This window comes from Ruegeria sp. TASC047 (genome assembly GCF_059612445.1).
Window position 1 is genome coordinate 1 of the sequence record NZ_JBXWQP010000029.1, and the last position, 25,344, is coordinate 25,344.

The 25,344-nt window shown below is 56.6% G+C and carries 22 protein-coding genes and 1 tRNA gene; 10 read left to right on the forward strand and 13 right to left on the reverse strand.

All coding sequences use genetic code 11. The features are described 5' to 3' along the window. Window positions 1-229: 229 nt before the first annotated feature. Window positions 230-1,147: a TerB family tellurite resistance protein gene (locus tag AC2FLO_RS07790; RefSeq protein WP_496811667.1), complete on the forward strand. Its 918-nt coding sequence runs from the start codon at window positions 230-232 to the stop codon at window positions 1,145-1,147. A gap of 842 nt (window positions 1,148-1,989) precedes the next feature. Further along, complete coding sequence (locus AC2FLO_RS07795) at window positions 1,990-3,417, forward strand: hypothetical protein (RefSeq protein WP_496804442.1); 1,428 nt, start codon at window positions 1,990-1,992, stop codon at window positions 3,415-3,417. Window positions 3,418-3,483: 66 nt separating this feature from the next. Here AC2FLO_RS07795 and AC2FLO_RS07800 read toward each other — a convergent pair whose 3' ends face one another. From AC2FLO_RS07800 to AC2FLO_RS07815, 4 genes are all read right to left on the reverse strand, one after another. Next, window positions 3,484-4,011, reverse strand: a complete 528-nt coding sequence (locus AC2FLO_RS07800) for a hypothetical protein (RefSeq protein WP_496755278.1) — start codon at window positions 4,009-4,011, stop codon at window positions 3,484-3,486. Window positions 4,012-4,482: 471 nt separating this feature from the next. Beyond that, window positions 4,483-4,557 (reverse strand) — tRNA-Gln (locus AC2FLO_RS07805). A gap of 90 nt (window positions 4,558-4,647) precedes the next feature. Beyond that, window positions 4,648-5,637 (reverse strand): NADPH:quinone reductase, encoded by a 990-nt coding sequence (locus tag AC2FLO_RS07810; RefSeq protein WP_496752788.1) that lies wholly within the window; start codon window positions 5,635-5,637, stop codon window positions 4,648-4,650. A 111-nt stretch (window positions 5,638-5,748) separates the two neighbouring features. After that, window positions 5,749-6,210 (reverse strand): SH3 domain-containing protein, encoded by a 462-nt coding sequence (locus tag AC2FLO_RS07815; RefSeq protein WP_480910106.1) that lies wholly within the window; start codon window positions 6,208-6,210, stop codon window positions 5,749-5,751. 198 nt (window positions 6,211-6,408) lie between these two features. On the opposite strand from AC2FLO_RS07815, the gene AC2FLO_RS07820 reads away from it, so the two are divergent. The 6 genes from AC2FLO_RS07820 to AC2FLO_RS07845 all read left to right on the forward strand — a co-directional run bounded on the left by AC2FLO_RS07820 (window position 6,409) and on the right by AC2FLO_RS07845 (window position 14,225). Continuing rightward, window positions 6,409-7,395 (forward strand): 2-hydroxyacid dehydrogenase, encoded by a 987-nt coding sequence (locus AC2FLO_RS07820; RefSeq protein ID WP_480482079.1) that lies wholly within the window; start codon window positions 6,409-6,411, stop codon window positions 7,393-7,395. 20 nt (window positions 7,396-7,415) lie between these two features. Beyond that, window positions 7,416-7,805, forward strand: coding sequence for a GFA family protein (locus AC2FLO_RS07825; protein WP_480482077.1), 390 nt, complete (start codon window positions 7,416-7,418; stop codon window positions 7,803-7,805). 111 nt (window positions 7,806-7,916) lie between these two features. Beyond that, window positions 7,917-9,707, forward strand: coding sequence for a gamma-glutamyltransferase (ggt, locus tag AC2FLO_RS07830; protein WP_496752787.1), 1,791 nt, complete (start codon window positions 7,917-7,919; stop codon window positions 9,705-9,707). A 93-nt stretch (window positions 9,708-9,800) separates the two neighbouring features. Then, window positions 9,801-11,210: an FAD-binding oxidoreductase gene (locus AC2FLO_RS07835; protein WP_496752786.1), complete on the forward strand. Its 1,410-nt coding sequence runs from the start codon at window positions 9,801-9,803 to the stop codon at window positions 11,208-11,210. An 86-nt stretch (window positions 11,211-11,296) separates the two neighbouring features. Then, on the forward strand, window positions 11,297-11,575 hold the full coding sequence (locus tag AC2FLO_RS07840; RefSeq protein WP_480582762.1) for a hypothetical protein: 279 nt from the start codon (window positions 11,297-11,299) through the stop codon (window positions 11,573-11,575). A 142-nt stretch (window positions 11,576-11,717) separates the two neighbouring features. Then, complete coding sequence (locus tag AC2FLO_RS07845; RefSeq protein WP_496752785.1) at window positions 11,718-14,225, forward strand: GcvT family protein; 2,508 nt, start codon at window positions 11,718-11,720, stop codon at window positions 14,223-14,225. A gap of 41 nt (window positions 14,226-14,266) precedes the next feature. Here the strand turns inward: AC2FLO_RS07845 and AC2FLO_RS07850 are convergent, their stop codons facing one another. The 3 genes from AC2FLO_RS07850 to AC2FLO_RS07860 all read right to left on the reverse strand — a co-directional run bounded on the left by AC2FLO_RS07850 (window position 14,267) and on the right by AC2FLO_RS07860 (window position 16,395). Then, a complete protein-coding gene (locus tag AC2FLO_RS07850; protein ID WP_209504659.1) occupies window positions 14,267-14,602 on the reverse strand; it encodes a carboxymuconolactone decarboxylase family protein in 336 nt (111 codons plus the stop codon). Between the two features lie 69 nt (window positions 14,603-14,671). Further along, window positions 14,672-15,325, reverse strand: coding sequence for a DUF938 domain-containing protein (locus AC2FLO_RS07855; protein WP_496752784.1), 654 nt, complete (start codon window positions 15,323-15,325; stop codon window positions 14,672-14,674). Beyond that, window positions 15,322-16,395: an NAD(P)/FAD-dependent oxidoreductase gene (locus tag AC2FLO_RS07860; RefSeq protein ID WP_496752783.1), complete on the reverse strand. Its 1,074-nt coding sequence runs from the start codon at window positions 16,393-16,395 to the stop codon at window positions 15,322-15,324. Before AC2FLO_RS07860 ends, AC2FLO_RS07855 begins: the two co-directional genes overlap by 4 nt. Window positions 16,396-16,581: 186 nt before the next feature. Here AC2FLO_RS07860 and AC2FLO_RS07865 point away from each other — a divergent pair, with 186 nt between their 5' ends. Beyond that, complete coding sequence (locus AC2FLO_RS07865) at window positions 16,582-16,986, forward strand: hypothetical protein (protein WP_480585213.1); 405 nt, start codon at window positions 16,582-16,584, stop codon at window positions 16,984-16,986. Beyond that, window positions 16,983-18,215, forward strand: coding sequence for an HlyD family secretion protein (locus AC2FLO_RS07870; RefSeq protein WP_496752782.1), 1,233 nt, complete (start codon window positions 16,983-16,985; stop codon window positions 18,213-18,215). Before AC2FLO_RS07865 ends, AC2FLO_RS07870 begins: the two co-directional genes overlap by 4 nt. A 62-nt stretch (window positions 18,216-18,277) precedes the next feature. Here the strand turns inward: AC2FLO_RS07870 and AC2FLO_RS07875 are convergent, their stop codons facing one another. From AC2FLO_RS07875 to AC2FLO_RS07900, 6 genes are all read right to left on the reverse strand, one after another. Further along, complete coding sequence (locus AC2FLO_RS07875) at window positions 18,278-19,423, reverse strand: iron-containing alcohol dehydrogenase (protein ID WP_496752781.1); 1,146 nt, start codon at window positions 19,421-19,423, stop codon at window positions 18,278-18,280. Window positions 19,424-19,490: 67 nt separating this feature from the next. Beyond that, window positions 19,491-20,873, reverse strand: a complete 1,383-nt coding sequence (locus AC2FLO_RS07880) for an aldehyde dehydrogenase family protein (protein WP_480582777.1) — start codon at window positions 20,871-20,873, stop codon at window positions 19,491-19,493. A gap of 95 nt (window positions 20,874-20,968) precedes the next feature. After that, window positions 20,969-22,330 carry a glutamine synthetase family protein gene (locus tag AC2FLO_RS07885; protein ID WP_267364712.1) on the reverse strand — a complete coding sequence of 454 codons (1,362 nt, stop codon included), beginning with the start codon at window positions 22,328-22,330 and terminating at the stop codon, window positions 20,969-20,971. A 57-nt stretch (window positions 22,331-22,387) separates the two neighbouring features. Continuing rightward, window positions 22,388-23,425, reverse strand: coding sequence for a TRAP transporter substrate-binding protein (locus AC2FLO_RS07890; RefSeq protein WP_209504652.1), 1,038 nt, complete (start codon window positions 23,423-23,425; stop codon window positions 22,388-22,390). A gap of 57 nt (window positions 23,426-23,482) precedes the next feature. After that, on the reverse strand, window positions 23,483-24,808 hold the full coding sequence (locus tag AC2FLO_RS07895; RefSeq protein WP_267367377.1) for a TRAP transporter large permease: 1,326 nt from the start codon (window positions 24,806-24,808) through the stop codon (window positions 23,483-23,485). Next, window positions 24,808-25,329 carry a TRAP transporter small permease subunit gene (locus AC2FLO_RS07900; protein WP_480582780.1) on the reverse strand — a complete coding sequence of 174 codons (522 nt, stop codon included), beginning with the start codon at window positions 25,327-25,329 and terminating at the stop codon, window positions 24,808-24,810. The genes AC2FLO_RS07895 and AC2FLO_RS07900 overlap by 1 nt, the downstream gene beginning before the upstream one ends. Window positions 25,330-25,344 lie beyond the last annotated feature (15 nt).

Below are 25,344 nucleotides of genomic sequence, written 5' to 3' on the forward strand. Positions count from 1 at the left end.
CTTGGCGGTTACGATGAGCCAGAAACCCTCTCTTATCAAATCGACCAAAACTGTCCCATTGGTGCTGACGTCAGACAATTGGATGGGTGCTGGGCCCAATAGTGACTCCGATACTGGTTCTCTTTGGAATGTCCGCTGGCGCAGTCATGGATTTTTCAAATAAAGCAGTCGAGAGACGAGTAATGGCATCTTTAGCCGAGTTTAACGCTCTGAAAACCGGGATCAGCTAATGGAACACGGTTGGTTTGATGGCGTCGTTGACGTTGTTCACGACGATATGCGGTTCAAGGCAAAGCTGGGGATTGGCGAGAACGCCTACACGTCCATTCGCGTGAAAAAAGCGCTATTTGAAGCTTGGGATGTCGCAGGAATTGCCGCGACGGGAGCTCAAGTTGCCAGCTCTGCTATGATCGCTCAGAAGTTCTTTGCTGCTCCGAGTTTGCTCGCTGCTATAGGACTCGGAACTGCGACTGCGGCCACTCCGGTCGGATGGATAGCTGCGGCCAGCGTTATTTCTGGTGGCGCGTGGCTCGGAATTACCCGTTATCTGAAATCTGATAACAAAAAGACGACCGTAATTCCCACTTTCATCAACACACCTCTGGACGTCTTGGGGCTAGGCATTTTCGACCTATTGGCCCCGCTTGCCATGAAGGTTGCCCAAGTTGACGAAAGAGTCGATGAAGCAGAAGAAGCAGCCATTAGGTGCTATTTCGTAGAAGAGTGGGGTTATTCGGAGCAATTTGCCGAACGTGGTTTTGAGTTCGTGAAACTTCGACTGGATGAATATAACATCAAAGCGACGGCGCAAACACTTGGCGCGTTCACCAGAGATAACCCTGATTGCAGTTTTCAGCATATGTATTCAGACATTATGACTTTCCTGCAAGCTGTCGCTGAAGCTGACGGCATCCTAGATGAGCGAGAAGAAATGGCCTTGGAGCGGATTTCAAAGGTGTTCGCAGACGAAGGAAAATTCTCCGTATCTAGAACCGTGGCACCAGTGGGTAGCGCAATTGGGTCGGCGGCAGCGTCTGTCGGTGGCGCCATTGGCGCTGTTCCGTCGCAGTTAGCAAGCCTAAACCCACCGAGGCGTAGAGAAAGTGGGGATACACAAACCGATCCAGATAAAGAAAGCGAGCACTAGCGGTCCCAGAGGATTGAGCTCTAGAAGGCCCGAAAGTTTCAGAAGTTATGCATAGTCAGCCTCAACCTTTAGGCTGTTTCCATTCTGATTGAAGATTATTAATTTAAAGATTGCAGTTGGCGCAGTTTGTGACATTCACGCGGTACCTTAGAGGCCTTCAATGTCAGCTAACCGCACTCGAATTCAGTGGTAGCGGTTCACTTGGCGTTGCATCTGGGTGCAATGACGCAAGATACGCACAACCGGGTGTATCATGGTTACTGCGTGTTCGGTGTGAGTGTGCCAGGTATTTGAAGCCTTACGAAGCATTGCGACCTCCCAATGATGACGTGACGTTAACCTGGATGAACGAGAGGTTCTGTGAACTGGGACACAGAGCGCCAGTACAAGTTTCCGCCCCAGCACCAGCGACCCCCGTCAGCCCCCGGAAACACTCGTCAGCGGTCGTCTCAGCGCCAGAGAACGATCGATCTAGCGGTCTCGTCAGCACCCGTCGGCACCAGTAAACGGGTAAGTCAGCGGTTGAAAATGCCCCCGAAACCGCCCCAGTTCCGGTCACCGGTTGGAAAAGCTCTTTGGTTTCATCGGTCGGCAAGGATTCCTACCACCCCAGCCAGCTCATCAGAACATGGAACAACGACAGGCGCTTGGGTCACCGATACCCGAGAAATGCCCCCGTTTATGCCCCAGTGGTTTCGGGTGTTCCGACGTCCTCTTTCCTAACCTCTAGCAGGGGTTCTATGGGGGTGGGGAATAGGTATAAGTAATGAATAGAAACCGGAGGATAGAGAGACCCGAGTATCCTCGTTCCTGATCATAATACACAGAGGGAGGAGGAGGTTATGGGGGAGATAGAGGACCCATGGCACTCGCGGCCAATCGACGTTCACCGCTGGTCGGATCACCCCGAGGTCGCTGAATTGGTCGACCGCATCTGGGACGGCTACCTGCCGAGTGATCAGACGTCCGGACCGAAGCCGAAGACTGCATTCAGGCATCAACTGCGGGTGTTGGTTCTAGACCTGTATGTCGCTTGGTTGGAAGACCCGGAACTGTCTATCGGCGTATCCATGTCCTCGAACTACTGGGACACGTCTTCCCGCTATAACGCGATCCATATATCCAAGAAGATCATCCCGATCATTCACAGCCTAATCGAAGCAGGACTATTGGATGTTGCAAAGGGCAGTTACTCGGGTCCTCTGGCTCGGGGGAACAGAACGACGAGGATACGAGCCTCTGAGGTGCTGCAGGGATGGTTCGCCGAAGTGGCATTCAGACGAGATGATATTGGTCGGGTCGAAGGTGAAGAAATCATCATTCTCAGAGGCGACAACGCAGAGGCACTGGTCGAGTACGAGGATACCGACGAGATCGTTAGAATGCGGGCTGAGCTTGAGCGCTATAACCAAGTAATCGCTGATGCTTTCATTGATATCCCTGTATTGGATGAACCAAGGGTCGATGATGTCACCACCGACCATCATCACAAGTTCACCCGCCGGATATTCAGCCGCGCAAACTTCAACCTGAATGGGCGCTTTCACGGTGGTTGGTGGCAGCAGATCAACAGTGACTGGAGGTCGAAGATCTTCATCAACGATACGCCCGTCGTCGAGGTGGACTTCCGCAGTCTCCATGTCTCGTTGCTCAGCCTTCGAGCAGGAAAAGAACTTGCTGGCGATCCCTATGAGTTGCCCGACATACTGGGTGCATGGCTACCTCCAGTGCTACAGCGTCAATTTATCAAGCGGCTTGTACTCACAGCGGTAAACGCTGGTTCTAGGGATGCTGCTTTCCGGGCGTTTCGTGATGGCTTTCCAACCGGCCACGCAGGCAAGACACTGACTAACGAGCAACTGGATGCTCTACTGGCTGGCTTCCTGGAGAAGACCCCTCACATCAGGGACTTTCTGTTCGCAGATCAAGGTATCCAGTTGATGAACCTTGATAGCCAGATAGCGGAGCGCGTTCATCGTTACTTCTGCGATCAAGTCGTTCCAGTCTTATCCGTGCATGACAGTTTTATCGTCGATTACACCAGAGTGGGCGAACTGAAGCGGGTGATGGCCGAGGCTTCAGAAGAAGTGGTCGGTGCTCCGTTGCCAACGTCGAACCAGTTCTATGGGCTGGACGAACAAGCCGACTCCAGTGCCGACCATGTGAAAGATTATGTGATATGGCGGCAGACGGCCCGGTCCGAAGGATATCTTCAGAGGTTGGCGGAACATGAGAGGCGGACAGGGCGAGAGGTGGTGCCGTATACATAGATGGCACTGAATTCGGAACCGCCGGAGTGAACCATTGGGTAAAATTTGGATCTGGGAGAATAGCCACTACGGGTGAAGACGACCGAGTATCTCAGAGCGGATGTTCTGTGATGCAGTTGAATCCAAGTGGAACACCACGCTTGTAATGCGATCCATATGTGAGGCGATTAAATTCAATCGTTCATTGGTTAACGTTAAGTCTTCGTAGCTGATTTCCCGAGGTTTGCCATTCAATGCAGTCTGGATGAACACAGTGGACGCGGTACCTCCCTCCGCATAAAGCCCGGTAATGCCATGAGCAATTCTGTTCCGCATTTCCAAACCTTCCGACATCGTAACGAATAGGTCTTCGATGAAATCTGTGTTTGAAATGTTTTTGCCAGCCAATTCTCCGAGCAACTTCTTCCAACGCTCAAGGACTCTAGAAATGCCGTACACAGCTTGCGTTGTGCTCTGCCGTTCAAGGTACGCCAACGATTGCGCTAGTTGTCTCTCTAGGAGCGACCAGACGAAGAAATGGGAGCCCACAGCAGCTTTTAGGTCGTCTAAGCCTACTACGCCACTTCTGGTACGTTCATTGCGTTTGCTTGCCAACTTGATGCTCGATCACGAATTTCGTCAGTCTCCCGGAGGCATATCACTGGAGGACGGCTATGCCTAGAAAGGACCAACACCCGGAGTTGATGCCTGAATGCAGTCTTCGGCTTCGGTCCGGACGTCTGATCACTCGGCAGGTAGCCGTCCCAGATGCGGTCGACCAATTCAGCGACCTCGGGGTGATCCGACCAGCGGTGAACGTCGATTGGCCGCGAGTGCCATGGGTCCTCTATCTCCCCCATAACCTCCTCCTCCCTCTGTGTATTATGATCAGGAACGAGGATACTCGGGTCTCTCTATCCTCCGGTTTCTATTCATTACTTATACCTATTCCCCACCCCCATAGAACCCCTGCTAGAGGTTAGGAAAGAGGACGTCGGAACACCCGAAACCACTGGGGCATAAACGGGGGCATTTCTCGGGTATCGGTGACCCAAGCGCCTGTCGTTGTTCCATGTTCTGATGAGCTGGCTGGGGTGGTAGGATTCGAACCTACGATACACGGTACCAAAAACCGCTGCCTTACCACTTGGCTACACCCCAACGGTGAGCGGCTATCTACGATTGTTGATGGCAGGGTTCAAGAGCGTTTTGCAAAAAAAGCGAGCGCCGTAAAATTTTTTTGAAGGCCCCTCATTTGGTGTCGATCAACACCGCTCCGATACGGTTGCCTTCCTGTACCATCGCATGGGCGGCAGCGCATTCTTCCAGTGTAAAGACCTTATGTACGGGGCAGGTCAATGCGCCATCAGTCAGTGCCTTGTGGAGTGTCTTTATTGCGGCGGCGCGCAAATCTGCGGGCAGCAGGTAGATCAGGACCGCCTCGAGTGTCACGGCCTTGAACATCATGGGTCCAAAGGGAAAGACAGGTGTCATATTCCGGGCAGATCCATATGCGTTGATACGGCCGTTCTCGGCGATGACGGCAATGTTGGTGTTAAGGTTCTGTCCAAATTCGACATCGACGATTCGACCAATTGCACGTCCATCATTTGCGTCGAGAATCTGATCCGAAAGGTGTTCACCGGAGTAGTCGAGAACGACATCTGCACCGGCTGCTTTGACCCGGTCAAAGCTGCGAGTGCTGGCCGTTGCGATCACTTTGGCTCCGGCCCATTTGGCAAGCTGGACAGCCAGATACCCGACAGTACCCGCCCCACCATGGATCAAAATGGTTTGCCCGCGCGGCGTGCCGCCCGAGAACACTGCGTGGCTTGCGGTAAGGCCCGGAATTCCAAGAATCGCTCCGGTTTCAAGTGACACCGTCTCGGGCAGTTCCACAGCCTGAGATTCAGGCAGGGTGATGTGGCTGGCAGCTGTACCGAACGCGCGTTGCCATTGCCCGTTCCAAATCCACACGCGCTGACCAATCCGCGTCGCGGGTACGCCATCGCCAACCGCTGTGATGACTCCAGCCCCGTCGCTGTGCGGAACGATCAGCGGAAACGGAGGTTCTGTGACACCCGGTCGGGTTCCCGCGCGGGCCTTGACGTCCGAGGGATTTACGCCGGAATAAGACAACTCGACCGTGACTTCACCCGGTCCAGGCGGAACCGGGGGAATATCCTGAACACGCAAGACATCGACAGCGTCTCCGAAGGCTGAATAGGTGACTGCGCGCATAGGGTCCTCCGTTTAGGTCGAGTTAAGCGGCGATTGGGCCGGTAACTCAAACAGCTTGTCGCGCTTTTTCGGGGCGATGCGCAACCGCGGATACCGGAATTTGTCTTTCACCTATTCCCGAATTTCGGAAGGATCGACGCCCCAAAGGTTCGATTTCAGTGTCCAGCCACGGTATCCGCCGGCGGTGATCCTGCACCAGTCCAGCGAACAGGCTCCAAGTCGCGCCACTACTCCGGTCTCGAAATGGGCATTCACGGGCGAGGTCGGGTCGGGGCGGGCATAAACAGGCAGCATCTCGGATTCGATCAGCACCGTTCGGACGCCAGACAACAAGGCATAGTGAACCCAGCCACCCGCGCCGTCGCGGTCTTGGACCTTGCGCCAGTTGCCATATTCGGCAGTGACCTGCAGCGGCATGCCACGCCTTTTGAATACCCAATCGATTCGGTGGGTTAGGGATGGTCCGCGCCGCACGTTCCCTTCGGCTGCCTTCATCGACACATATCGGGGCAGGGGCAGGTTGGTGACCGATCCGCGTTTGACTTCGGCATGTGCGGCGCACGCACCGAACATGACCAGAAATGCGGAAACTACCGCCAAAGATCGGCGTTTTACCGGTCGAATACCACTCACTGACTGCCCGCTCTTATGCCTGTTGATCCGGTTTTGAAAAAAGGTCGACTCAATGCCATTGGGGTTCTTGTGCCCCGCCTTATCCTGCGCCACGATGCCATGGCGCGCGTCCGTTTGCAAAGCAGTGGGAGAGCCGAGGTGCCAAGAGAACGTTTAAGTGTTGTCGTTACGCGACGGTTGCCTGAGGCAGTAGAAACCCGGTTAAGCGAATTGTTTGACGTGCGCCTGCGCGACGACGACACCCCAATGACGCGTGAAGAATTAGTAGCAGCGGTGCAGGATGCCGATGTTCTGGTGCCTACGGTGACCGATACCATTGATGGCGGACTATTGGGTCAGGCAGGTGAAAAACTGCGGCTGATCGCCAATTACGGGGCCGGTGTCGACAATATCGATGTGGCGACGGCGCGGCAGCGCGGCATATTGGTGTCCAACACGCCCGGTGTGCTGACCGACGACACGGCAGATATGACCATGGCCCTGATTCTCGCTGTCACACGGCGCATTCCCGAAGGGTTGAGCGTCATGCAGCAAGGCGACTGGACCGGGTGGGCCCCCACCGCGTTTCTGGGTGGTCGCATTGGCGGGCGGCGTTTGGGTATTCTGGGCATGGGCCGGATCGGACAGGCTGTGGCCCGCCGCGCCAAGGCGTTTGGTATGCAGATCCATTATCACAACCGCCGCAGATTGCGCCCAGAGATTGAGCAAGAGCTGGAGGCGACCTATTGGGAAAGCCTGGATCAGATGGTGGCGCGTATGGACGTGATATCAATCAACTGCCCATCGACGCCGTCGACCTTCCACCTGATGAACGCGCGCCGCCTAAAGCTGATGAAACCCTCGGCAGTGATCGTGAATACTTCGCGGGGTGAGGTTATTGACGAGAACGCTTTGACCCGGATGATCCGCGCGGGTGAAATTGCGGGCGCGGGGCTGGATGTCTACGAACAGGGAACCGGTGTGAACCCGCGCTTGCGGCAGTTGCCCAACGTGGTTCTGCTGCCGCATATGGGGTCGGCCACGCTGGAGGGCCGGGTTGAGATGGGTGAAAAAGTCATCATCAACATCAAAACCTTCGAAGATGGCCACCGCCCACCGGATCAGGTTGTGCCTGCGATGCTCTGACGCGTCGGAAAGGATCATGGATGGACGTGTTTGAAGGGGGATGCCGTTGTGGAAAACTGCGCGTCACGGCTTCGGGTTGTCCTCTTCGCGTCGGGATTTGCCATTGTCTGGACTGCCGCAAACACCATGGCGCGTTGTTTTACGCAGCGGCTATTTTTCCGGCGGATGCGGTTAAGATCACTGGAAATGTGAAAGGTTATTCTGACCGGTACTTTTGCCCTGATTGCGGATCTCCGGTATTTGCCCGAAGCGGTGCCGAAGTCGAAGTGCATCTGGGCTGTCTTGACGCGCCTGACCAATTCATACCGACATATGAATGCTGGACCAAACGGCGCGAGGCGTGGCTACCCGAATTTGCCGAGACAACCCGCTATGATCAGGATCGTCGCGCCGAAGAAACCGAACCATAGGGGAAATGGCGAAACTTCGCTGTGATAACACGCTGCCATGCCTGATCGTTGCAGAGGGGGCAAAATCCTTACAGGATTGAAAATAAATATTGTATTGGAGGGTTAGAACAGATGAGACATGTTTCAGCACTGCTGCTTACTACCGCACTTGCTATTTCGACACCGGGGTTCGCGCAGGAAACAGCCGATGCCGTTGCACCCGAAGCCGCGACAGAAGGGCAGGTTCAGGCGATGACCGACGAGGTTATTGCGGCCCTCGAAGCCAAGCTTGAGGGAGTTCCTGTCACATCCGAAAACTGGATGATAGCTGCGGCCAATCCGCTGGCGGTCGAGGCCGGGGCCAAAGTGCTGCGCGCGGGCGGGTCTGCCGCGGATGCGATGGTTGCCGTGCAGGTCGTGCTGGGGCTGGTCGAGCCGCAATCTTCTGGTCTGGGCGGGGGTGCGTTTCTGGTTTGGTACGACGCGGCCAGCGGGCAGATGACAACGCTGGACGGGCGCGAAACGGCACCCCTTGCCGCTACCCCGACGCTGTTTCAGGATGAAAACGGCGAGCCGCTGAAATTCTTCGATGCGGTGGTGGGCGGATTGTCGGTGGGTACACCGGGTACGCCTGCACTGCTGGAAGAGGCGCATCGAAGATGGGGGCGCGCGTCTTGGCCCGGACTGTTTGCCGACGGTATCCGATTGGCGGATGAAGGGTTTCTGGTTTCCCCGCGTCTGGCCAGCCTTGTAGAAAACGATGCTGACCGCCTGTCGCGCTTTCCCGAAACAGCCGCATATTTCCTGCCTGACGGTCAGCCGTTGCAGCAGGGGCAGCGGTTGATGAACCCGGATTATGCCGAAACATTGCGCGTGCTGGCCAGCGATGGCGCTGCCGGTTTTTACGGAGGTGAAATCGCTTCGGATATCGTGCGAACTGTTCGCAATGCCCCAGGAAATCCCGGCGTTCTTGCAGGGGTGGATTTGGCGCTCTACCAGGTGATCGAACGTGAACCGGTCTGTGCCGAATACCGCGCCTACGAGGTTTGCGGCATGGGCCCGCCGTCGTCGGGTGCGCTGACCGTCGGGCAGATTCTGGGGATGTTGAACAGCTATGATCTTGCAGCAATGGGCGCTGAGAGCGTCGAGGCATGGCGCTTGATCGGCGATGCTTCGCGCCTCGCCTTTGCGGATCGTGGGCGGTACATGGCCGATAGTGATTTCATACCCATGCCCACCAAGGGGCTGGTTGATCCGGGTTATTTGACCCAGCGGGCAGCCTTGCTGGAAAGCGAGGTGGCCTTGTCCGAGGTCGCACCGGGTAAACCGGAATTTGACCATGCTTTGATTTGGGCAGACGACGTGTCGCTGGAACTGCCGTCAACCTCGCATATCTCGATCGTGGACAGCTATGGCAATGTGCTGTCGATGACGACTACGATCGAGAATGGTTTTGGGTCACGCCTGATGACAAACGGGTTTCTGCTGAACAACGAGCTTACAGATTTCTCGTTCAAGACACACAGCGACGGCGTGCCGATTGCCAACCGGCTGGAGCCTGGCAAGCGTCCGCGCTCATCCATGAGCCCGACTATCGTGTTGCAGGATGGTGAGCCGGTTCTGGCTATCGGGTCTCCGGGCGGCAGCCGGATTATCGGCTATGTCGCCAAGTCCATCATCGCCTGGGCCGATTGGGGATTGGACGTGCAGCAGGCGGTTTCCCTGCCTCATCTGGTCAACCGGTTCGGAACATATGATGTCGAGGCAGCGACTTCTGCGGAAGGATTTACAGACGCGCTTGCTCAGCTGGGTTTTGAAGTCAACGCACGCGACCTGACTTCGGGGCTGCACGCCATCGAAATCGGTGACGGGCTGAGCGGTGGTGCCGACCCGCGCCGCGAAGGGATTGCGCTGGGCGAATAGACCCTCGGTATTAGTGGGGATTGCCTGCTTTCAACGGGCCTTTTAGTCATAGGTTGAAAGGCCCGAAATGCTTTGGGGCAGGGGAGGATGACAATGGTGCAGGCAACCGCATTGCCAAGGAATGAAGCTGGTATTGAAACCGTCATAAGCATTCTCAAGCAGCGCTTTGGCGACAGGTTGCAAACGGGTGCCGCTGTCCGTGAACAACATGGGCACACCACGACCTGGATCGAAAACCAAAGCCCCGATGCCGTGGTTTTCCCGCATTCGACGCAGGATGTTTCGGACATCGTCAAAACCTGCGCGGCGCATCGGGTGCCAGTGATCCCGTTCGGAACAGGAACATCTCTGGAAGGGCATGTAAATGCGCCAGCGGGGGGCATCTCGGTCGATCTGACGCAAATGGATAGTGTGCTTGCAGTTCATGCTGAGGATCTGGATTGTGTCGTGCAGCCCGGTGTCACGCGCGAAGCGTTGAATACCCATCTGCGCGATCTGGGCCTGTTCTTTCCGATTGATCCCGGGGCGAATGCGTCGCTGGGTGGAATGGCTGCCACTCGCGCGTCGGGCACCAATGCGGTGCGCTATGGGACGATGAAGGACAACGTTCTCAGCCTTGAAGCCGTGATGCCAGACGGTCAGATCATCCGTACCGGGCACCGGGCCAAGAAATCTTCGGCCGGCTATGATCTGGCCCGTCTTCTGATCGGGGCGGAAGGCACGCTGGGAATCATCACCGAGCTGACATTGCGGTTGCAGGGTATCCCCGAAGCGATCAGTTCGGCCCGGTGTTCCTTTCCGACTGTCGATGCCGCGTGCCGTGCGGTGATGATGACGATTCAGTATGGCATCCCGGTTGCCCGGATCGAGTTGCTGGACGAGTTGTCGGTTCAGGCCGCCAACGCCTATTCCGGGCTGAGTCTGCCGGATACACCGTTGTTGTTGCTGGAGTTTCACGGCTCGGAAAGCGGTGCCACAGAGCAGGCTGAAACCTTTGGTCAGATCGCCGAAGAGTTTGGCGGCACGGATTTTGCAGCGACTTCGACCACCGAAGAACGGAACAAACTTTGGCAGGCACGGCACGATATGTATTGGGCGTGTCTGCAACTGCGCCCCGGTGCGCGGGGCATCTCGACCGATGTCTGTGTACCGATCTCGCGCCTGGCCGAATGTGTGACCGAAACGCAGAAGAAAGCTGCTGGCCTCGGCTTGCTGGCCCCCATCGTGGGCCATGTGGGGGACGGCAATTTCCATACGCTGCTGCTGATCGACATGGAAAACGTTGAAGAAGTTGCCAAGGCCGAGGCGTTTGTCGGCTGGCTGAACGACATGGCGATATCCATGGAAGGCACATGTACCGGTGAACATGGCATCGGGCAGGGAAAGCGACCGTATCTGAACAGGGAACTGGGTGCTGCCACGCGGTACATGGCTGCGATCAAGGCCGCGCTGGACCCAAACAACATCATGAATCCCGGCAAGATCTTGTCGGACGACACGTAGCCGTATTCGCCCTCTAGTCCGTATTTGCGCCCTCAAAACGTCCACATGTTCTGGTTTCACAGGGTTGATGACAGAGGATGGTCGACATGAGCGTAAAATATCTGGCGGGGTTTGTAGCCATCTGCGGGTTGGCCGTTGCAGGGCTGGACAATGTTCAGCAAGCCAAAGCATCGGAAAGTGGTTTGGGCGTGAAAGAATATCTTGCCTCGGTATCCTTGCGTGTCGGTCTTTCTGACGGCTGGTTCACGGCAGAGGCGCAGCCTTCGCCATCACAGGAACCGGCGGTGAAGAATCCCTCGGAAGAAAGTGGCAAATTAGTTTGCGTCTCGGTCGGAACAAGCAAACGTTGCCGTTCCGGTGGTTGAGGGCAGCGGTCCAACGAATGAATTGCGACCCGCTTTCGATATTCGGGTCGTTTTTTTCATATCACTGGTCGGATGAATGTCGCGCTTTCCCCCTTAAGTGCGCCATATGGTGTCAACTGATTTCAAGGGGAGACGCCCGGTTATGAAAACCCAAGTCAAAGCATTGGTCGTAGGCGGCGGCGCCGTCGGGACCTCGATTGCCTATCATCTGGCCAAAGCGGGCTGGGACGATGTGATGTTGATCGAACGGGACGAACTGACGTCCGGGTCCACCTGGCACGCCGCGGGCCTGTTGCCGCTGTTCAACATGTCCTATGCGACGACCCATATCCACAAGTATTCGGTGGATTTCTACAAGACGCTTGAGGAAGAAACCGGCCTGAATGCAGGCTTCGCGGTTGTGGGCAACCTGCGCATGGCACAGACGCAAGAGCGTATGGACGAATACATGCTCTATGCCTCGACCGCCGAAACCTGTGATGTGAAATACGAATGGCTGACCCCGGACCAGATCAAGGGACGCTGGCCGCTGATCGAGACATCGGATCTGAAGGGCGCGATCTATCACACCGAGGACGGTTATATTAACCCTGCCGACGTGACTCAGGCGATGGCCAAGGGGGCCCGTCAGCGTGGCGTCGAAATCGTGCGCAAGATGCAGGCTGACGCCTTCCACTGGAACGGCACTCACTGGGAAGTGACCTGCACCAAGATGGTCGAAAAGGGCGGCAACCTGGTGCCTTCCGACGAGCAGGTCGTAATCACCGCCGAACATGTTGTGACCGCGTCGGGCAACCACGCGCAGCGCACTGCCAAGATGCTGGGCATCAAAATGCCTGCAATCCCGGTCGAACACACCTTTATCGTCATGGACAAAGACCCCGAGTTGGTCAAATGGCGCGAAGCAGGCAACCCAGAGCACCCCGTTGTCCGCGATGCCGACAACGAATCCTATGCACGTGAAGAACGCGGTGGCTGGATTCTTGGTATCTACGAACACGGCGCCCCTGCGCAGTTCGAATTCGGCGTTCCGGACAGCTTCCGCGCCGACCTGTTCCCGCTGGATCTGGACCGGATCGCCGAGCAGTATATGGCAATGGCCGAGCGCGTGCCGTCCTGTGCCGAATCCGGCCTGAAGGATGATTTCAACGGCCCGATCTGCTATACACCGGATGGCAACCCGCTGGTTGGTCCGGCTCCGGGTTTGCGCAACATGTGGCTGGCTGAGGGTTTCAGCTTTGGCATCACCGCTGCGGGCGGCACCGGCTATTATCTGGCACAGATGATGGTCGATGGCGAAGCCGAGATCGACATGGCATCGCTGGACCCTAAGCGTTACAGCAGCAACTGGATGACCACCGAGTTCGCGGCGCGTAAGAATGAAGAATGCTACGAGCATGTCTACATCCTGCACCACCCGGATGAAGAGCGTGAAGCCTGCCGTCCGCTGCGCACCGTTCCGGCCTATGATCGCCAGAAAGCCCGCGGTGCTCAATTCGGCTGGGTCAATGGCTGGGAACGCCCGAACTATTTCGGCCCGCTGGACGCGCCCGAGAATTTCGACAAGGAAGCGCGCTCGTTCCGCCGTGGCGGCTGGTGGCAATATGCCGTCGAAGAGGCCAAAGCGATCCGCGAAGGCGTTGGCCTGATCGACGCATCGGCCTTCACCAAGCATGTTGTCAAAGGCCCCGGTGCCACGCAGTTCCTGGATTGGTTCACCTGCAACAAGCTGCCCAAGGTCGGTCGTATCAACCTGACCTACGCGCTGACCTCGAATGGCACCACCCGCACCGAATACACCATCGTCCGCAATGGCGAGAACAACTACTACATCGTCTCTGCCGGTGCATGGACTGAGTACGACGCCGACTACCTGCGTAAAGCGGCCGAGGACAAGATGGCGGAGTTCGGTTACATCGAAATCCAGGACGTGACCACGCAATGGGGCGTCTTCGCCATCGCCGGACCCAAGTCGCGTGACGTTTTGAAAGAAGTCATCAAGGACGCCGATCCGGAAACCGCACTGTCCAACAAGCGCTTCCCGTGGCTGTCGGCCCGTCAGATCGAGTTGGGCATGTGCCCGGTCAACGCGATCCGCGTGGCCTATACCGGTGAGCTGGGCTGGGAACTGCACCATCCGATCGAGATGCAGAACTACCTGTTCGACCTGCTGGAAAAAGCCGGTGAAAAGCACGGCATGAAACTGGTTGGTGCTCGTGCCCAGAACTGGCTGCGTCAGGAGAAGTCCTATCGCGCCTTTGGCACCGAACTGGGCCGCGATGCGACCCCGCTGGAAGCCGACCTGCCGCGCTTTGTCGACCTGTCCAAGGACTTCCACGGCAAGGCCAAGCTGGAAGAGACCGGTGTGCGCGTCAAGTGCTGCACCTTGCTGATCGACGGTCCAGCGGATGCTGACCCGTGGGGCCGCGAGGCGCTGTATACGCCGGAAGGCGAGCGTGTAGGTCGACTGACCTCGGGCGGCTATTCTGTCGCGTTCGAGAAGTCGATCGGCATTGGCTATGTGAGGCCTGATCTGGCGGTCGAAGGCACCAAGCTGAAGGTCAAGATGCAGGACAAGTTGTGGGATGCTGTCGTGACATGCGACAGCCCCTATGATCCGAAAAACGAAACCATCCGCAAGGACGGCTGATCAATCTAAGGCCCCGGAATTTCCGGGGCCTTTTCTGTTGGTTACGCGGATAGTTCGTCGAAACATTCCAACGCCTTGGCAGCATACATCATGGCTGGTCCACCACCCATCTGAATGGCCATACCCAAAACGTCGGACACCTCCTCGCGTGTTGCGCCCGCTTTGACCAACGCATCGGTGTGCAGAGTAATGCAGGGCTCGCAGCGGAGCGATACCGACATGCCCAACGCAATAAATTCCTTGGTTTTATAGTCGAGCGTTCCGCCTTCCTTCACAGCCTTCCCAAGCGCGCCGAATGCGCGCGAAGTGTCGGGAATGGCCCCGTTGAGGTTGCGCAAACTGGTGCGCGTCGCCGAGAGCTTTTCTTGCCAAGCCATTTTGAGTGCCTTTTTCATATAAGATAACGGGAATATGTGCGGGCAGTGGTAAGTTGACTTTGATCTCGATCAGTTGACCGGGCGCTCGGAAACAAATGCAAGGTTATTTGCGGGCATGTCGATGGTTTTCAGCACGCGCAACCCTACGTCCTTAAACAGGCCAAGCATATCTTCGTCGTTCTTGTATCCAATGTCTGGATCTTGCCCGATCAGAGCCTCGTGAAACCTTTTGTCCCCGTCGCTTGTCAATTGGCCCGAGCGTTTGAATGGGCCGTACAAAACGAACCTCCCATTTTCAGTCAGGGACTGAGCGATTTCGGCGAAAATGGTTCTGGTGTCCTGCCAACTGATCAAATGTATCAGGTTGATCAAGACGATCAGGTCCTGCGGTGGGAAGCGCGTATGCCAGCCCGAATTCGTTGCGTCCAGATATTCGGCGCCTGCCACGTTGGGTAAGGCGCTGGCATAGGCGTCGATGCTATTGCGGCGCTCAGGGTCAGGTTCGGTGGGATGCCACGTCAGATCGGGCAGCAAATCAGCAAATCCACAGACATGCTGACCGGTTCCGCTTGCAATCTCCAGCGCGTGCCCGCGGCGCGGTGCCCAGTCTTGTAGCAACGCACAAAGCGCATCCAAGTTTCGCGTCGCTGCCGGGGCCACCAGTTTTCCATCCTCACCCGCGTTGGCGACACTCGCAGAGGGCGGTAGATTGCGTTTTATCATCTGTCCAACCTGTTTGGGGTCAGCGATTTGATGCTGTCTGGATCCAGCACCGGCGTGTTTCCAACGACCAGATCACACAACAACTGCGAAGCTGCTGGTGCTGTTTGAAAACCATACCCGCCTTGACCCGCAGACCAGATGAACGATGGATCAATCGGGTCAGGCCCAAGCACCAAGGTTCCATCTGGTGCGAAACTGCGCAATCCTGCCCAGTTTGTTTCGACGCGTGTTACTGGTTCGGTCATCAATTCTTCATAGCGCGCCAGACCTTCGGCCAGCACCATATCGTCGGCATAGGCGTCCTGAGGTGGTACCGGGTCGGCTTCGGCAGGCGAAACAAGCAGCTTGCCCGCGTCCGGTTTGGCGTACCATGTTTCACCCGTGCCCAGCATCATGGGCCATCCGGATACATCATGGCCCCCGGGGGCGGGCAGCCGCGCCATTGATCGGCGGCGAGGAGAGATGCCGATAGGCGGTATGCCGGCAAGCTTGGCGATCTCGTCCACCCATGCACCGGTCGCATTTACCAAATTGCGGGCTTCGAAGATTTGCCCGGCCTCGACCAGCCAATGCCGCTCTTTTCGAATACCGGTTACTTTGCTTTTCGTTGCAACGGTTCCTCCGTTCTGGCGAATGGCCCGCGCGAAATCCTGCAACAGGCGATCGGTATCGATGTCAAACGCAGCTTCACTGATAGCCGCGAAACCCACCTTGGCCGGGTTCAGGATCGGAACGCTCGAAACCGCCTGATCGATGGGAATTCTTTCCATGTTCAGATCTTTGCGGTCGGCTTCGAAAACTTCGATTTGGTCAAACGAACCGATCAACATCAGTCCGCGCCGTGTCAGGTACCCACCGTTCTGTGTGTGCAGGAACGCGGCCCCAGCCCTGTTCAGCGCCACCACGGATGGCGGGCCATAGCTTTGCTCAAACAGGGCTGCCGAGCGACCCGACGCGTGATACCCCAAGGCGTCTTCGGCTTCCAAAACCATCACGGTTCCATGTTCCGACAAGCGCGCGCCCGCACTCAACCCGGCAATTCCGCCCCCGATGACGAAGAAATCGATCATTATTTGTGTTCCTTCCGCAGCAGGTTCGCCACAAGTTTTCTGGGTTTCATTTAACTCTCTGGGTCAAGCACTTGGCATTTCGAAGAATCTCCGAACTATAAGCAGCCTTGAATTTGGGCTTCAACCCGTTCAAAGAAGTATCAAAACGAACAGGAGGGCAAGGTGACCGCAGCAGATCTTCATCCAATGGCCACTGGGCACATTCCCCGATATATCGTCGCAGCTGACGGAAGCGATTACCTTTTTTCGGCTATGGTCGTCTTCTTTGTCATTCTCGTGGTGCTGATCGGTGTTGGGTACCTGACGCTTCATTCGGTTCCGGAAAAAATGGCGCACGAGAACAACCATCCGCAATTTCAGTTGGTGGGCATTCTGGCACTGCTGGCCCTGTTTACACATAACGGGATATTCTGGATTGCCGCTGTACTGGTCGCAGGATTCCAGTTTCCGGATTTCGCCTCCCCACTTAGAAACATCGCCGATGCCATTCGTTCTCTTGGAGGTGCAATTGCTCCGGAACCGGTGCCCGAGGCACCTGCTCCAACCCCTGGCGTTTCAGAAGTCACCGACGTGCAGGAGCAAAACACATGATTGAGACCCTGCTGTGCGCCTTGATCACGGTACTGCCCGATTATCTGTTCCGCCGGTTTGTTCAGGGCAAACGTATCGGTCACGAGATCACCCTTTTCACTATGTGGTACGAATTGCGCTGGGGTCTTACGACCTGTGCCATTCTGGCGCTGACGGTAATCACCACGCTGTTCTATTTTCACCCAGCCAGTAAAACCGCAGCGTCCTATTTTCGAACCGTGACGATCCTGCCGCAACTTGGCGGTCGCGTTTCGGAAATATTTGTCAAGAATAACGAGTTGGTAACCGCTGGTCAGCCGATTTTCAGGATCGAAGATTTCAGCCAGGCAGCGCAGGTTCAGGCGGCAAATGCACAGATCGCACAGGTTCAGGCCTCGCTGCGTGTCGCTGAAACTGATCTGGCCGAGGCTGATGCCGGTATTGCCGGTGCCAAGGCAGCTTTGGCGCAGTCCTTGGACGATCTTGAAAGAAATACGACCCTGCGCGACCAAGGTTCAAGCGCTGTCCGACTGACCGAGATTGAGCGGTTGGAAAACCTTGTTGCCGAGCGTGAGGCGCAGGTTGTTGCGGCCGAATCTAGACGTGCGGCAGTTGAACAGCAGATCGAGGAGCTGATCCCCGCGCAACTGGCCAGTGCCATAGCACAGCTGGACGCCGCGCAGACCGAGTTGGACAAAACACTGATTGTCGCCGGTGTTACCGGACGGGTCGAGCAGTTTAGCCTGCAAGTCGGTGATTACGTGAGCCCCTTGTTGCGCCCTGCTGGCATCCTCGTTCCATCGCATACCGGACATGACCGTTTTCAGGCGGCTTTCAACCAGCTGTCTGCTCAGGTGATCAAACCAGGTATGATCGGTGAGTTGGGCTGCATGACCAAGCCTTTCACCGTTATCCCCACTGTGGTGATCGAGGTGCAGGATGTCATACCGTCCGGCCAGATCCGTCCATCAGATGAATTGCGGGATGTACAGAACAATACTAATCCCGGATCAATTCTGGTCTTTATGGAGCCGCTGTATAAAGGTATGGCCGATGACATTCCTCCAGGCAGCAACTGTCTGGCCAATGTCTACACCGACAACCATGACCGTCTGGAACACGAGGATTTGGGCTTTTGGCAAGCTGCTTTCCTGCATGTGGTTGACACAATTGGCGTGGTCCATGCGGCAGGTTTGCGTTTGCGCCTGATCCTGATGCCGGTCAACACTCTGGTACTGACCGGGCATTGATCCGGCACCAGTAGAACAGTTCTTAAAGCGCCCGGCAGGTTCCTTGCCGGGCGCTTGTTTTTTTACAGTGCTGCTTTGAACAGCTGTGTCAGGTTTCCTTTGGTCAACTCAATCGGGTTCCCGCCGCATGAAGGGTCGATGATTGCGCCTTCGACGAGGGTTGGGATTGAGGTTTCGGTCACGCCGAGGTCTGCCAGCTTTCGCGGGATACCAAGGCTGTCGTTGAATTCCTGCACAAAGGCGCGGAAGCCATCGAACCCGCCTTTGATGCCCAGATAGGCGGCAGCGTTCTGGAACCGGTCGGCGATGGCGGGGGCGTTAAAGTTCAGCACGGCAGGCATACAGACCGCGTTTGTGGTGCCGTGATGGGTGTTAAAGTGCGCGCCAACCGGGTGGCTCATGGCGTGGATCGCGCCCAGTCCCTTCTGGAACGCGGTCGCGCCCATGGCCGCCGCGCTCATCATCTGGGCGCGGGCCTCAATGTCGCTGCCATCTGCGTAGGCGCGCGGCAGATAGTCTTTCACCAAACGCATGCCTTCCAGTGCGATGCCCTGGCTCATCGGGTGATAATGCGGGCTCGAATAGGCTTCGACGCAATGCGCGAAGGCGTCCAGACCGGTGCCTGCGGTGATGAATTTGGGCATCCCAACCGTCAGTTCAGGATCGCAGATCACCACCGTCGGCAGGACCTTGGGGTGGAAGATGATCTTTTTGGCGTGGGTCTCGGAATTGGTGATGACACTGGCACGACCAACCTCGGACCCGGTCCCCGCAGTCGTTGGAACCGCAATGATCGGCGCGATTGCATCCGCGTCGGCGCGGGTCCACCAGTCGCCGATATCCTCAAAGTCCCATACCGGGAGCGTTTGGCCGCACATGAAGGCGACCATCTTGCCCAGATCCAGCCCCGAGCCGCCGCCAAAGGCAATCACACCATCGTGCCCACCGGCCTTGTATGCCGCAACGCCTGCGTCGAGGTTTTTCTCATTTGGGTTTGGGTCCACATCACTGAATACACCGCGGCCCAGACCGGCCGCCTCCATGATATCCAGCGTCGCCGCTGTGATCGGCAGATCGGCCAACCCTTTGTCCGTGACCAGCAGGGGTTTCTTCATCCCGGCTGCGGCACAGGCTGCGGGCAGTTCCTTGATGCGCCCGGCACCAAATTTGATTGCGGTCGGATAGGACCAGTTTCCAACAAGTGACATGTCAGGTTTCCTTTGTGATTTGAGACCTGCTCGGGCGAGGAGGTCAGACCCGAGCAGGCCGTCGTCCTTAGCCCGTGACCTTCTTCAGGTGGTAGGATTTTGGACGGGTGAGATTGTGATAGCCGATGACCGAAAGACCACCGCCGCGTCCGGTATTCTTGCAACCGGTCCAGCACAGCCCAGGATCCAGATAATCGGCCCGGTTCATGAAGACGGTGCCGGTCTCGATCTGGTCGCCCACACGCGCCGCGCGATCCACATCGCGGGTCCAAAGGCTGGCAGTCAGGCCAAATTCGCTGTCATTCATCAGCGCGATGGCCTCGGCATCCGAGGACACTTTCATGATGCCCACAACTGGGCCAAAGCTTTCGTCCCGCATCACCCGCATATCATGGGTGACATTGGTCAGGATCTGCGGCGTCAGATACGCGCCGCCATCATCCTCGGGGAAGGGGTCGATATGCGCGACCGCGCCGGCCTCAACCGCTTCGGCAATTTGTGCGCGCACCTCGTCAGCGAAACGCACATTTGCCATTGGGCCTATCGTGGTTTCGGTGTCCAGCGGATTGCCCAGCTTGTATCCCTTCACGATGTCTACGGCCTTGGCGACAAAGTCGTCATAAAGGCTTTCGTGAACGTAAATACGCTCGATCCCACAGCAGCATTGGCCCGAATTGAACATTGCGCCGTCGATCAGCGTGTCAACCGCCGCGTCCAGATCGGCGTCGTCCATGACATAACCCGGATCCTTGCCGCCCAGTTCAGTGCCGACGCCCGTAAAAGTCCCCGCCGCCGCACGCTCCATGGCCTGACCGCCACCAACCGAACCGGTGAAGTTCACAAAGTCGAACGCGTTGCCCGCGATTAGATCATTGGTCACGTCGTGGCTGAGGAACACGTTCTGGAACACGTCTTCAGGCACACCCGCCGAATGGAACGCCTGCGCCATCCGCTCACCAACCAACAAGGTCTGGGTCGCGTGTTTCAGAACAACGGTGTTGCCCGCGATCAAAGCGGGGGCTACCGTGTTGATCGCCGTCATGTAGGGGTAGTTCCAGGGCGCAACTACAAAGACCACCCCATGCGGAATGCGCTTGATATAGCGTTTGAAGGTTTCATCCTCGCCCACGGCAATATCTGCCAGTGACGTCTCGGCGATCTTTGCCATATGGCTGGCGCGTTCGTTGAATCCCCCAAACTCGCCGCCATAGCGCACCGGGCGGCCCATCATATGGGCCAGTTCCGGAACAATCTCATCATTCATCGCGCCGACCGCCGCGACGCCCGCCATCACCAGATCAATCCGCTCCTGCAACGGACGCGCTGCCCATCCGGCCTGCGCCGCCCGCGCACGGTCAGCAATTTCAAACGCAGCATCTCGAGACAGTACTTCTCGTTCGGCAAATACCGATCCATCGATCGGCGAGACACATTGCAACATCTGCCCCATAGTCACTCCATCTCTAAAGAGAGCAGGATCCCTGCTTCATCTGGCCATAAATATCCCGGGGTGCGCGAAGGGGCCGGCCCCTCGCTTCCTCCATCTCAAGCCCGCTCAAACCCGCGGGCAATTTCCCAATCGGTTACCACGCGTTCGAATTCCTCGATTTCGACCTCAGCTGCGCGGGTATAGTGATCGACAACGTCATCGCCCATGGCCGCGCGCAGCATCTGTGATCCGTGCAAAGCGTTGCGTGCATCCTTCAAAGTACCCGGGATCTTTCCCGTCTCGCCCTGATAGACATCGCCTTTGGTCGGCGGCTGCAACTCCAGCCCTTCTTCGATCCCCGCGATCCCTGCCGCCAGCATCCCTGCAATCGCCAGATAAGGGTTCATGTCCGATCCCGGAATACGGCACTCGACCCGTATCGCCTTGGTGCCATCCCCGCACAGGCGGTACCCAGCCGTACGGTTGTCTACCGACCAGATGATCCGCGTCGGCGCAAAGGTGCCCTTCATGAACCGCTTGTAGCTGTTGATGTACGGCGCCATGAAATACGTGTAATCAGCGGCGTATTTCAGCAGGCCGGCCATATAGCTTTTCATCAGCGCCGACATGCCCAGTTCATCCCCGGCATCATAGAAGGCAGGTTTGCCATCCGCCCAAAGCGACTGATGCACATGCGACGAGCTGCCAACCCTTTCATGATGCCATTTCGGCAGGAAGGTCGCCGCATGACCCTGCTGCCAGGCGATCTCTTTCACCGCGTTCTTGGCGATCGAGTGATACTCTGCCGTGTCCATCGCAGGCGCGTATTTGATGTTCAGTTCTTCCTGTCCGGCCTCGGCTTCACCTTTGGTGTTCTCGACCGGAATACCCGCATCCCACAGGTGGTTCCGGATCGGGCGCATCACATGCTCTTCCTTGGTGGTCTGCAGAATGTGATAATCTTCGTTATACCCCGAGATCGGCTCCAGATCGCGGAACCCTTCTTTGCGGATCGCATCAAAGCTTTTCGCGAACAGGAAGAATTCCAGCTCGGTGGCGCACATCGCCTCATACCCCATCGCCTTCAGGCGGTTCACCTGCTTTTTCAGGATCGAGCGCGGCGCATGTGGCACTTCCTCATGGGTGTGGTGATCCAGCATATCGCACATCACCATCGCGGTGCCTTCCAGCCAGGGCACCGGGCGCAATGTGCTCAGGTCTGGCTTCATCACATAGTCGCCATAACCCCGCTCCCAGCTGGTCGAGGCATACCCATCCGGCGTTGCCATCTCGAGATCCGTGGCCAGCAGGTAATTACAGCAATGAGTCTCTTCCCACGCGCCAGCCACAAAATGACCTGCATGAAAACGCTTGCCCATCAACCGACCCTGCATGTCAACCATGCAAACCAATACTGTGTCGATCGCGCCGTCCGCGACAAGCGATTTCAGGGTTTCGAAAGTCAGAGTTGCGGTCATGAAACAAACCTCATGCGTTGAGTAGGGGCGCTGAATGACAGCGCCCCTGTTTTGATATCAATCGAAAGTGTAAGGAGCGCCGGCCTGGTTGATGACCGAGTTGTACTCACGGAAGATGCCAACGATCTTCTGGTGAATTTCGCCTTCCTGTGCGACCTCGTCCCAGAATTCGATAGCGGCATTTTCCACTTCTTTCCATTCTGCCGCCGGAACCTGTCGCAACTGCAGTTTGTCGCCATTCGCGCGCAAGGCTGCTTCGCCGCCCCAATACCACTGGTTACGATAGGTGTGGCCTGCTTCGACACCTGCCATCACAACCGATTTCAGGTGGTCAGGCAACTCGGCCCAGCGTTCCTGGTTTGCAAACCAGGACCCGATCCACGCGCCTGAGATGTTGTTGGTCAGGAAATAGTCGGTCACATTGGCCCAGCCAACAGTGTAATCTTCAGTGATGCCCGACCAGGCCATTCCGTCCAACTCACCGGTTTGTACCGCCACTTCCGCGTCTTCGTAAGGGATATTGACCGGCACAACACCAAACTTGGCCAGAAAACGCCCGGCCGTCGGGAAGGTATAGAGCTTCAGCCCATCCAGGTCGCCAAGGCTCTTGATTTCCTTTTTGGTGTTAAAGTTGCAGGGGTCCTGACCCGCTGCCGACAGCCACGTCACGCCAACCTTCTCATATTCCGAGCGCCAGATATCAGCCAGACCGTATTGGTTGAACAGCACCGGAACGTCCAGAATATGCTTGGTGGCGAAGGGGAAATAACCACCGAACTGACGCAGCGGAGTAGGCGAAGCCATGGAATCGTCGTCTGAATGCACACCGTCAATCGTGCCGCGTTGCAGGGCCTGGAACAGTTCACCTGTCGGAACGATCTGGTCCGCATAGAACAGTTCGATCTCAAGTTCGCCATTGGCATTGGCGTTGATGTAATCGATGGCTGGCTTGGTCACATGTTCGCCCAATGCGCCACCGGCATAGGTCTGGAACCGCCACTTGATGGCGGATTGCGCTTTGACGATCGCAGGAGATGCCAGTGTGGCGGCCCCCGCCAGACCGGCGGAACTTAGAAATCTGCGTCTTGTAGTCATTGTCTTTCTCCTCTGTTTAGTCTTGCTGAACTTCGCCCCTTGCCGGGGTCTTGTGACTTAATTTCCATAGACATAATTCGGCAGCCAAAGCGCGATTTCAGGAAAGATGATGATTATGGCCAAGGCGCAGACCATCACCAGAACAAAAGGAACGATCGAACTGTAGATATCGCGCAGCGAAATCTCCGGGGGGGCCATCGCGCGCATCAGGAACAAGTTATAGCCGAATGGCGGCGTCATGTATGCGATCTGCGTGGTGATCGTATAAAGCACGCCGTACCAGATAAGATCAAATCCAAGCGCACCCACCAGCGGAACGTAAAGCGGCGCGACGATAACCAGCATGGCAGTATCGTCCAGAAACGTACCCATCAGGATAAAGCTGAGCTGCATGAGAACCAGGATCATCCACGGGGAAAGACCCAGTTTTTCGGTAAACAGGCTTTCGATTGCCTTGACCGCACCCAACCCGTCGAAGACAGCGCCAAAAGCCAGAGCCGCCAGAATGATCCACATGAACATACACGAGATGCCCAGGGTGTGCCGAATTGAATTCTCGAAAACCGTGCGTGTCAGCCGTCCTTTCAGAAAGGCAGCCAGCATGGCCGTAGTGGCTCCGATGGCGGAGGATTCCACCAACGAAGTCCAGCCGTTAACAAAAGGGACCATCATCACCATGAAAATGCCCAAGGGTAACAATCCGGCTTGCAACAGCAGCAGCTTTTCTCGCAACGGAATGTCGCGGTCTTCCGCGGGCAGGACCGGGCCGAGCGACGGGTTGATGCGGCAACGGATGACAATGTAGATGATGAACATGGCCGCCATCATCAGCCCGGGTATCACTCCGGCAAGCCATAGCTGGCCAACGGGTTGCCGCGCGATCATGGCATAAAGAACCAGAACAACGGATGGTGGCACCAGAATCCCAAGGGATGATCCGGCCTGAATGACGCCGGTCACCATGCGCTTGTCATAGTTCCGGCGCAGCAATTCCGGCAAGGCGATCGTGGCACCAATCGCCATTCCAGCAACGGACAGCCCGTTCATTGCCGAGATCAGAACCATCAGCCCGATGGTTCCGACAGCCAGACCACCGGACAAGCCGCCCATCCAGACATGGAACATCTTGTAAAGGTCATCTGCGATCCGACTTTCGGATAGGATGTATCCCATGAAGATGAACATGGGCAGTGTCAGCAGCGGGTACCACTTCATGACTTTGATCGCAGCGGCAAAACCTAAGTCGTAGCCGCCCCTATCTCCCCATAGGAACAAGGCCGAAACCACAGCGACACAGCCGATTGCACCAAAGACGCGCTGGCCGGTCAGCATCATAAGCATCATTGATGCAAACATCAGCAAGGCAATCATCTCGTATGACATCAGATTACCTCACGCGGGATATCGTCGCCGCACAGGCGCAAAATATCCTTGAACAACTCGGAAACGGCCTGCAGCAGCATCAGGAAGATGCCGATAACCATGATCAGCTTGACCGGCCACAGGTAGGGCCGCCAGATCGTCGCGCTGCGCTCACCACCATATTGGAAGGAATACATCAGGCTGTCCCATCCCCCCCACATCAAGATGACCAGATAAATGATCAGGAATACGACCGTGAAGGCATCCGTCCAGGCCTTGCGGCGATGAGACCATTCGCCATAAAGCAGGTCCATTCGCACGTTCGACCCCATCTGGATCGAATAAGGGCCACCAAGCATGTAGTAGGCCACCATGGCGAACTGAGCCATCTCGAGCGTCCAGAGAGACGGCACGAAAAAGGTTTTAGAGACCGAAGACCAGAACAGAATACCCATCATGACGAATATGCCGTACATGACGACGCGCCCGATCCAGCGGTTCGTTCGGTCAATGACCGCCACGTAGCCCCGCAAGAACTTCATCTCGTTACCTCAACT

Coding starts and splice junctions, on each gene's coding strand:
- AC2FLO_RS07790 (WP_496811667.1), top strand. CDS start 230: ATGGAACACGGTTGGTTTGATGGCGTCGTTGACGTTGTTCACGACGAT.
- AC2FLO_RS07795 (WP_496804442.1), top strand. CDS start 1,990: ATGGGGGAGATAGAGGACCCATGGCACTCGCGGCCAATCGACGTTCAC.
- AC2FLO_RS07810 (WP_496752788.1), bottom strand. CDS start 5,637: ATGCGCGCAGTCACCTATTCAGCCTTCGGAGACGCTGTCGATGTCTTG.
- AC2FLO_RS07815 (WP_480910106.1), bottom strand. CDS start 6,210: ATGTTCGGTGCGTGCGCCGCACATGCCGAAGTCAAACGCGGATCGGTC.
- AC2FLO_RS07825 (WP_480482077.1), top strand. CDS start 7,416: ATGGACGTGTTTGAAGGGGGATGCCGTTGTGGAAAACTGCGCGTCACG.
- ggt (WP_496752787.1), top strand. CDS start 7,917: ATGAGACATGTTTCAGCACTGCTGCTTACTACCGCACTTGCTATTTCG.
- AC2FLO_RS07835 (WP_496752786.1), top strand. CDS start 9,801: ATGGTGCAGGCAACCGCATTGCCAAGGAATGAAGCTGGTATTGAAACC.
- AC2FLO_RS07840 (WP_480582762.1), top strand. CDS start 11,297: ATGAGCGTAAAATATCTGGCGGGGTTTGTAGCCATCTGCGGGTTGGCC.
- AC2FLO_RS07845 (WP_496752785.1), top strand. CDS start 11,718: ATGAAAACCCAAGTCAAAGCATTGGTCGTAGGCGGCGGCGCCGTCGGG.
- AC2FLO_RS07850 (WP_209504659.1), bottom strand. CDS start 14,602: ATGGCTTGGCAAGAAAAGCTCTCGGCGACGCGCACCAGTTTGCGCAAC.
- AC2FLO_RS07855 (WP_496752784.1), bottom strand. CDS start 15,325: ATGATAAAACGCAATCTACCGCCCTCTGCGAGTGTCGCCAACGCGGGT.
- AC2FLO_RS07860 (WP_496752783.1), bottom strand. CDS start 16,395: ATGATCGATTTCTTCGTCATCGGGGGCGGAATTGCCGGGTTGAGTGCG.
- AC2FLO_RS07865 (WP_480585213.1), top strand. CDS start 16,582: ATGGCCACTGGGCACATTCCCCGATATATCGTCGCAGCTGACGGAAGC.
- AC2FLO_RS07870 (WP_496752782.1), top strand. CDS start 16,983: ATGATTGAGACCCTGCTGTGCGCCTTGATCACGGTACTGCCCGATTAT.
- AC2FLO_RS07875 (WP_496752781.1), bottom strand. CDS start 19,423: ATGTCACTTGTTGGAAACTGGTCCTATCCGACCGCAATCAAATTTGGT.
- AC2FLO_RS07880 (WP_480582777.1), bottom strand. CDS start 20,873: ATGGGGCAGATGTTGCAATGTGTCTCGCCGATCGATGGATCGGTATTT.
- AC2FLO_RS07885 (WP_267364712.1), bottom strand. CDS start 22,330: ATGACCGCAACTCTGACTTTCGAAACCCTGAAATCGCTTGTCGCGGAC.
- AC2FLO_RS07890 (WP_209504652.1), bottom strand. CDS start 23,425: ATGACTACAAGACGCAGATTTCTAAGTTCCGCCGGTCTGGCGGGGGCC.
- AC2FLO_RS07895 (WP_267367377.1), bottom strand. CDS start 24,808: ATGTCATACGAGATGATTGCCTTGCTGATGTTTGCATCAATGATGCTT.
- AC2FLO_RS07900 (WP_480582780.1), bottom strand. CDS start 25,329: ATGAAGTTCTTGCGGGGCTACGTGGCGGTCATTGACCGAACGAACCGC.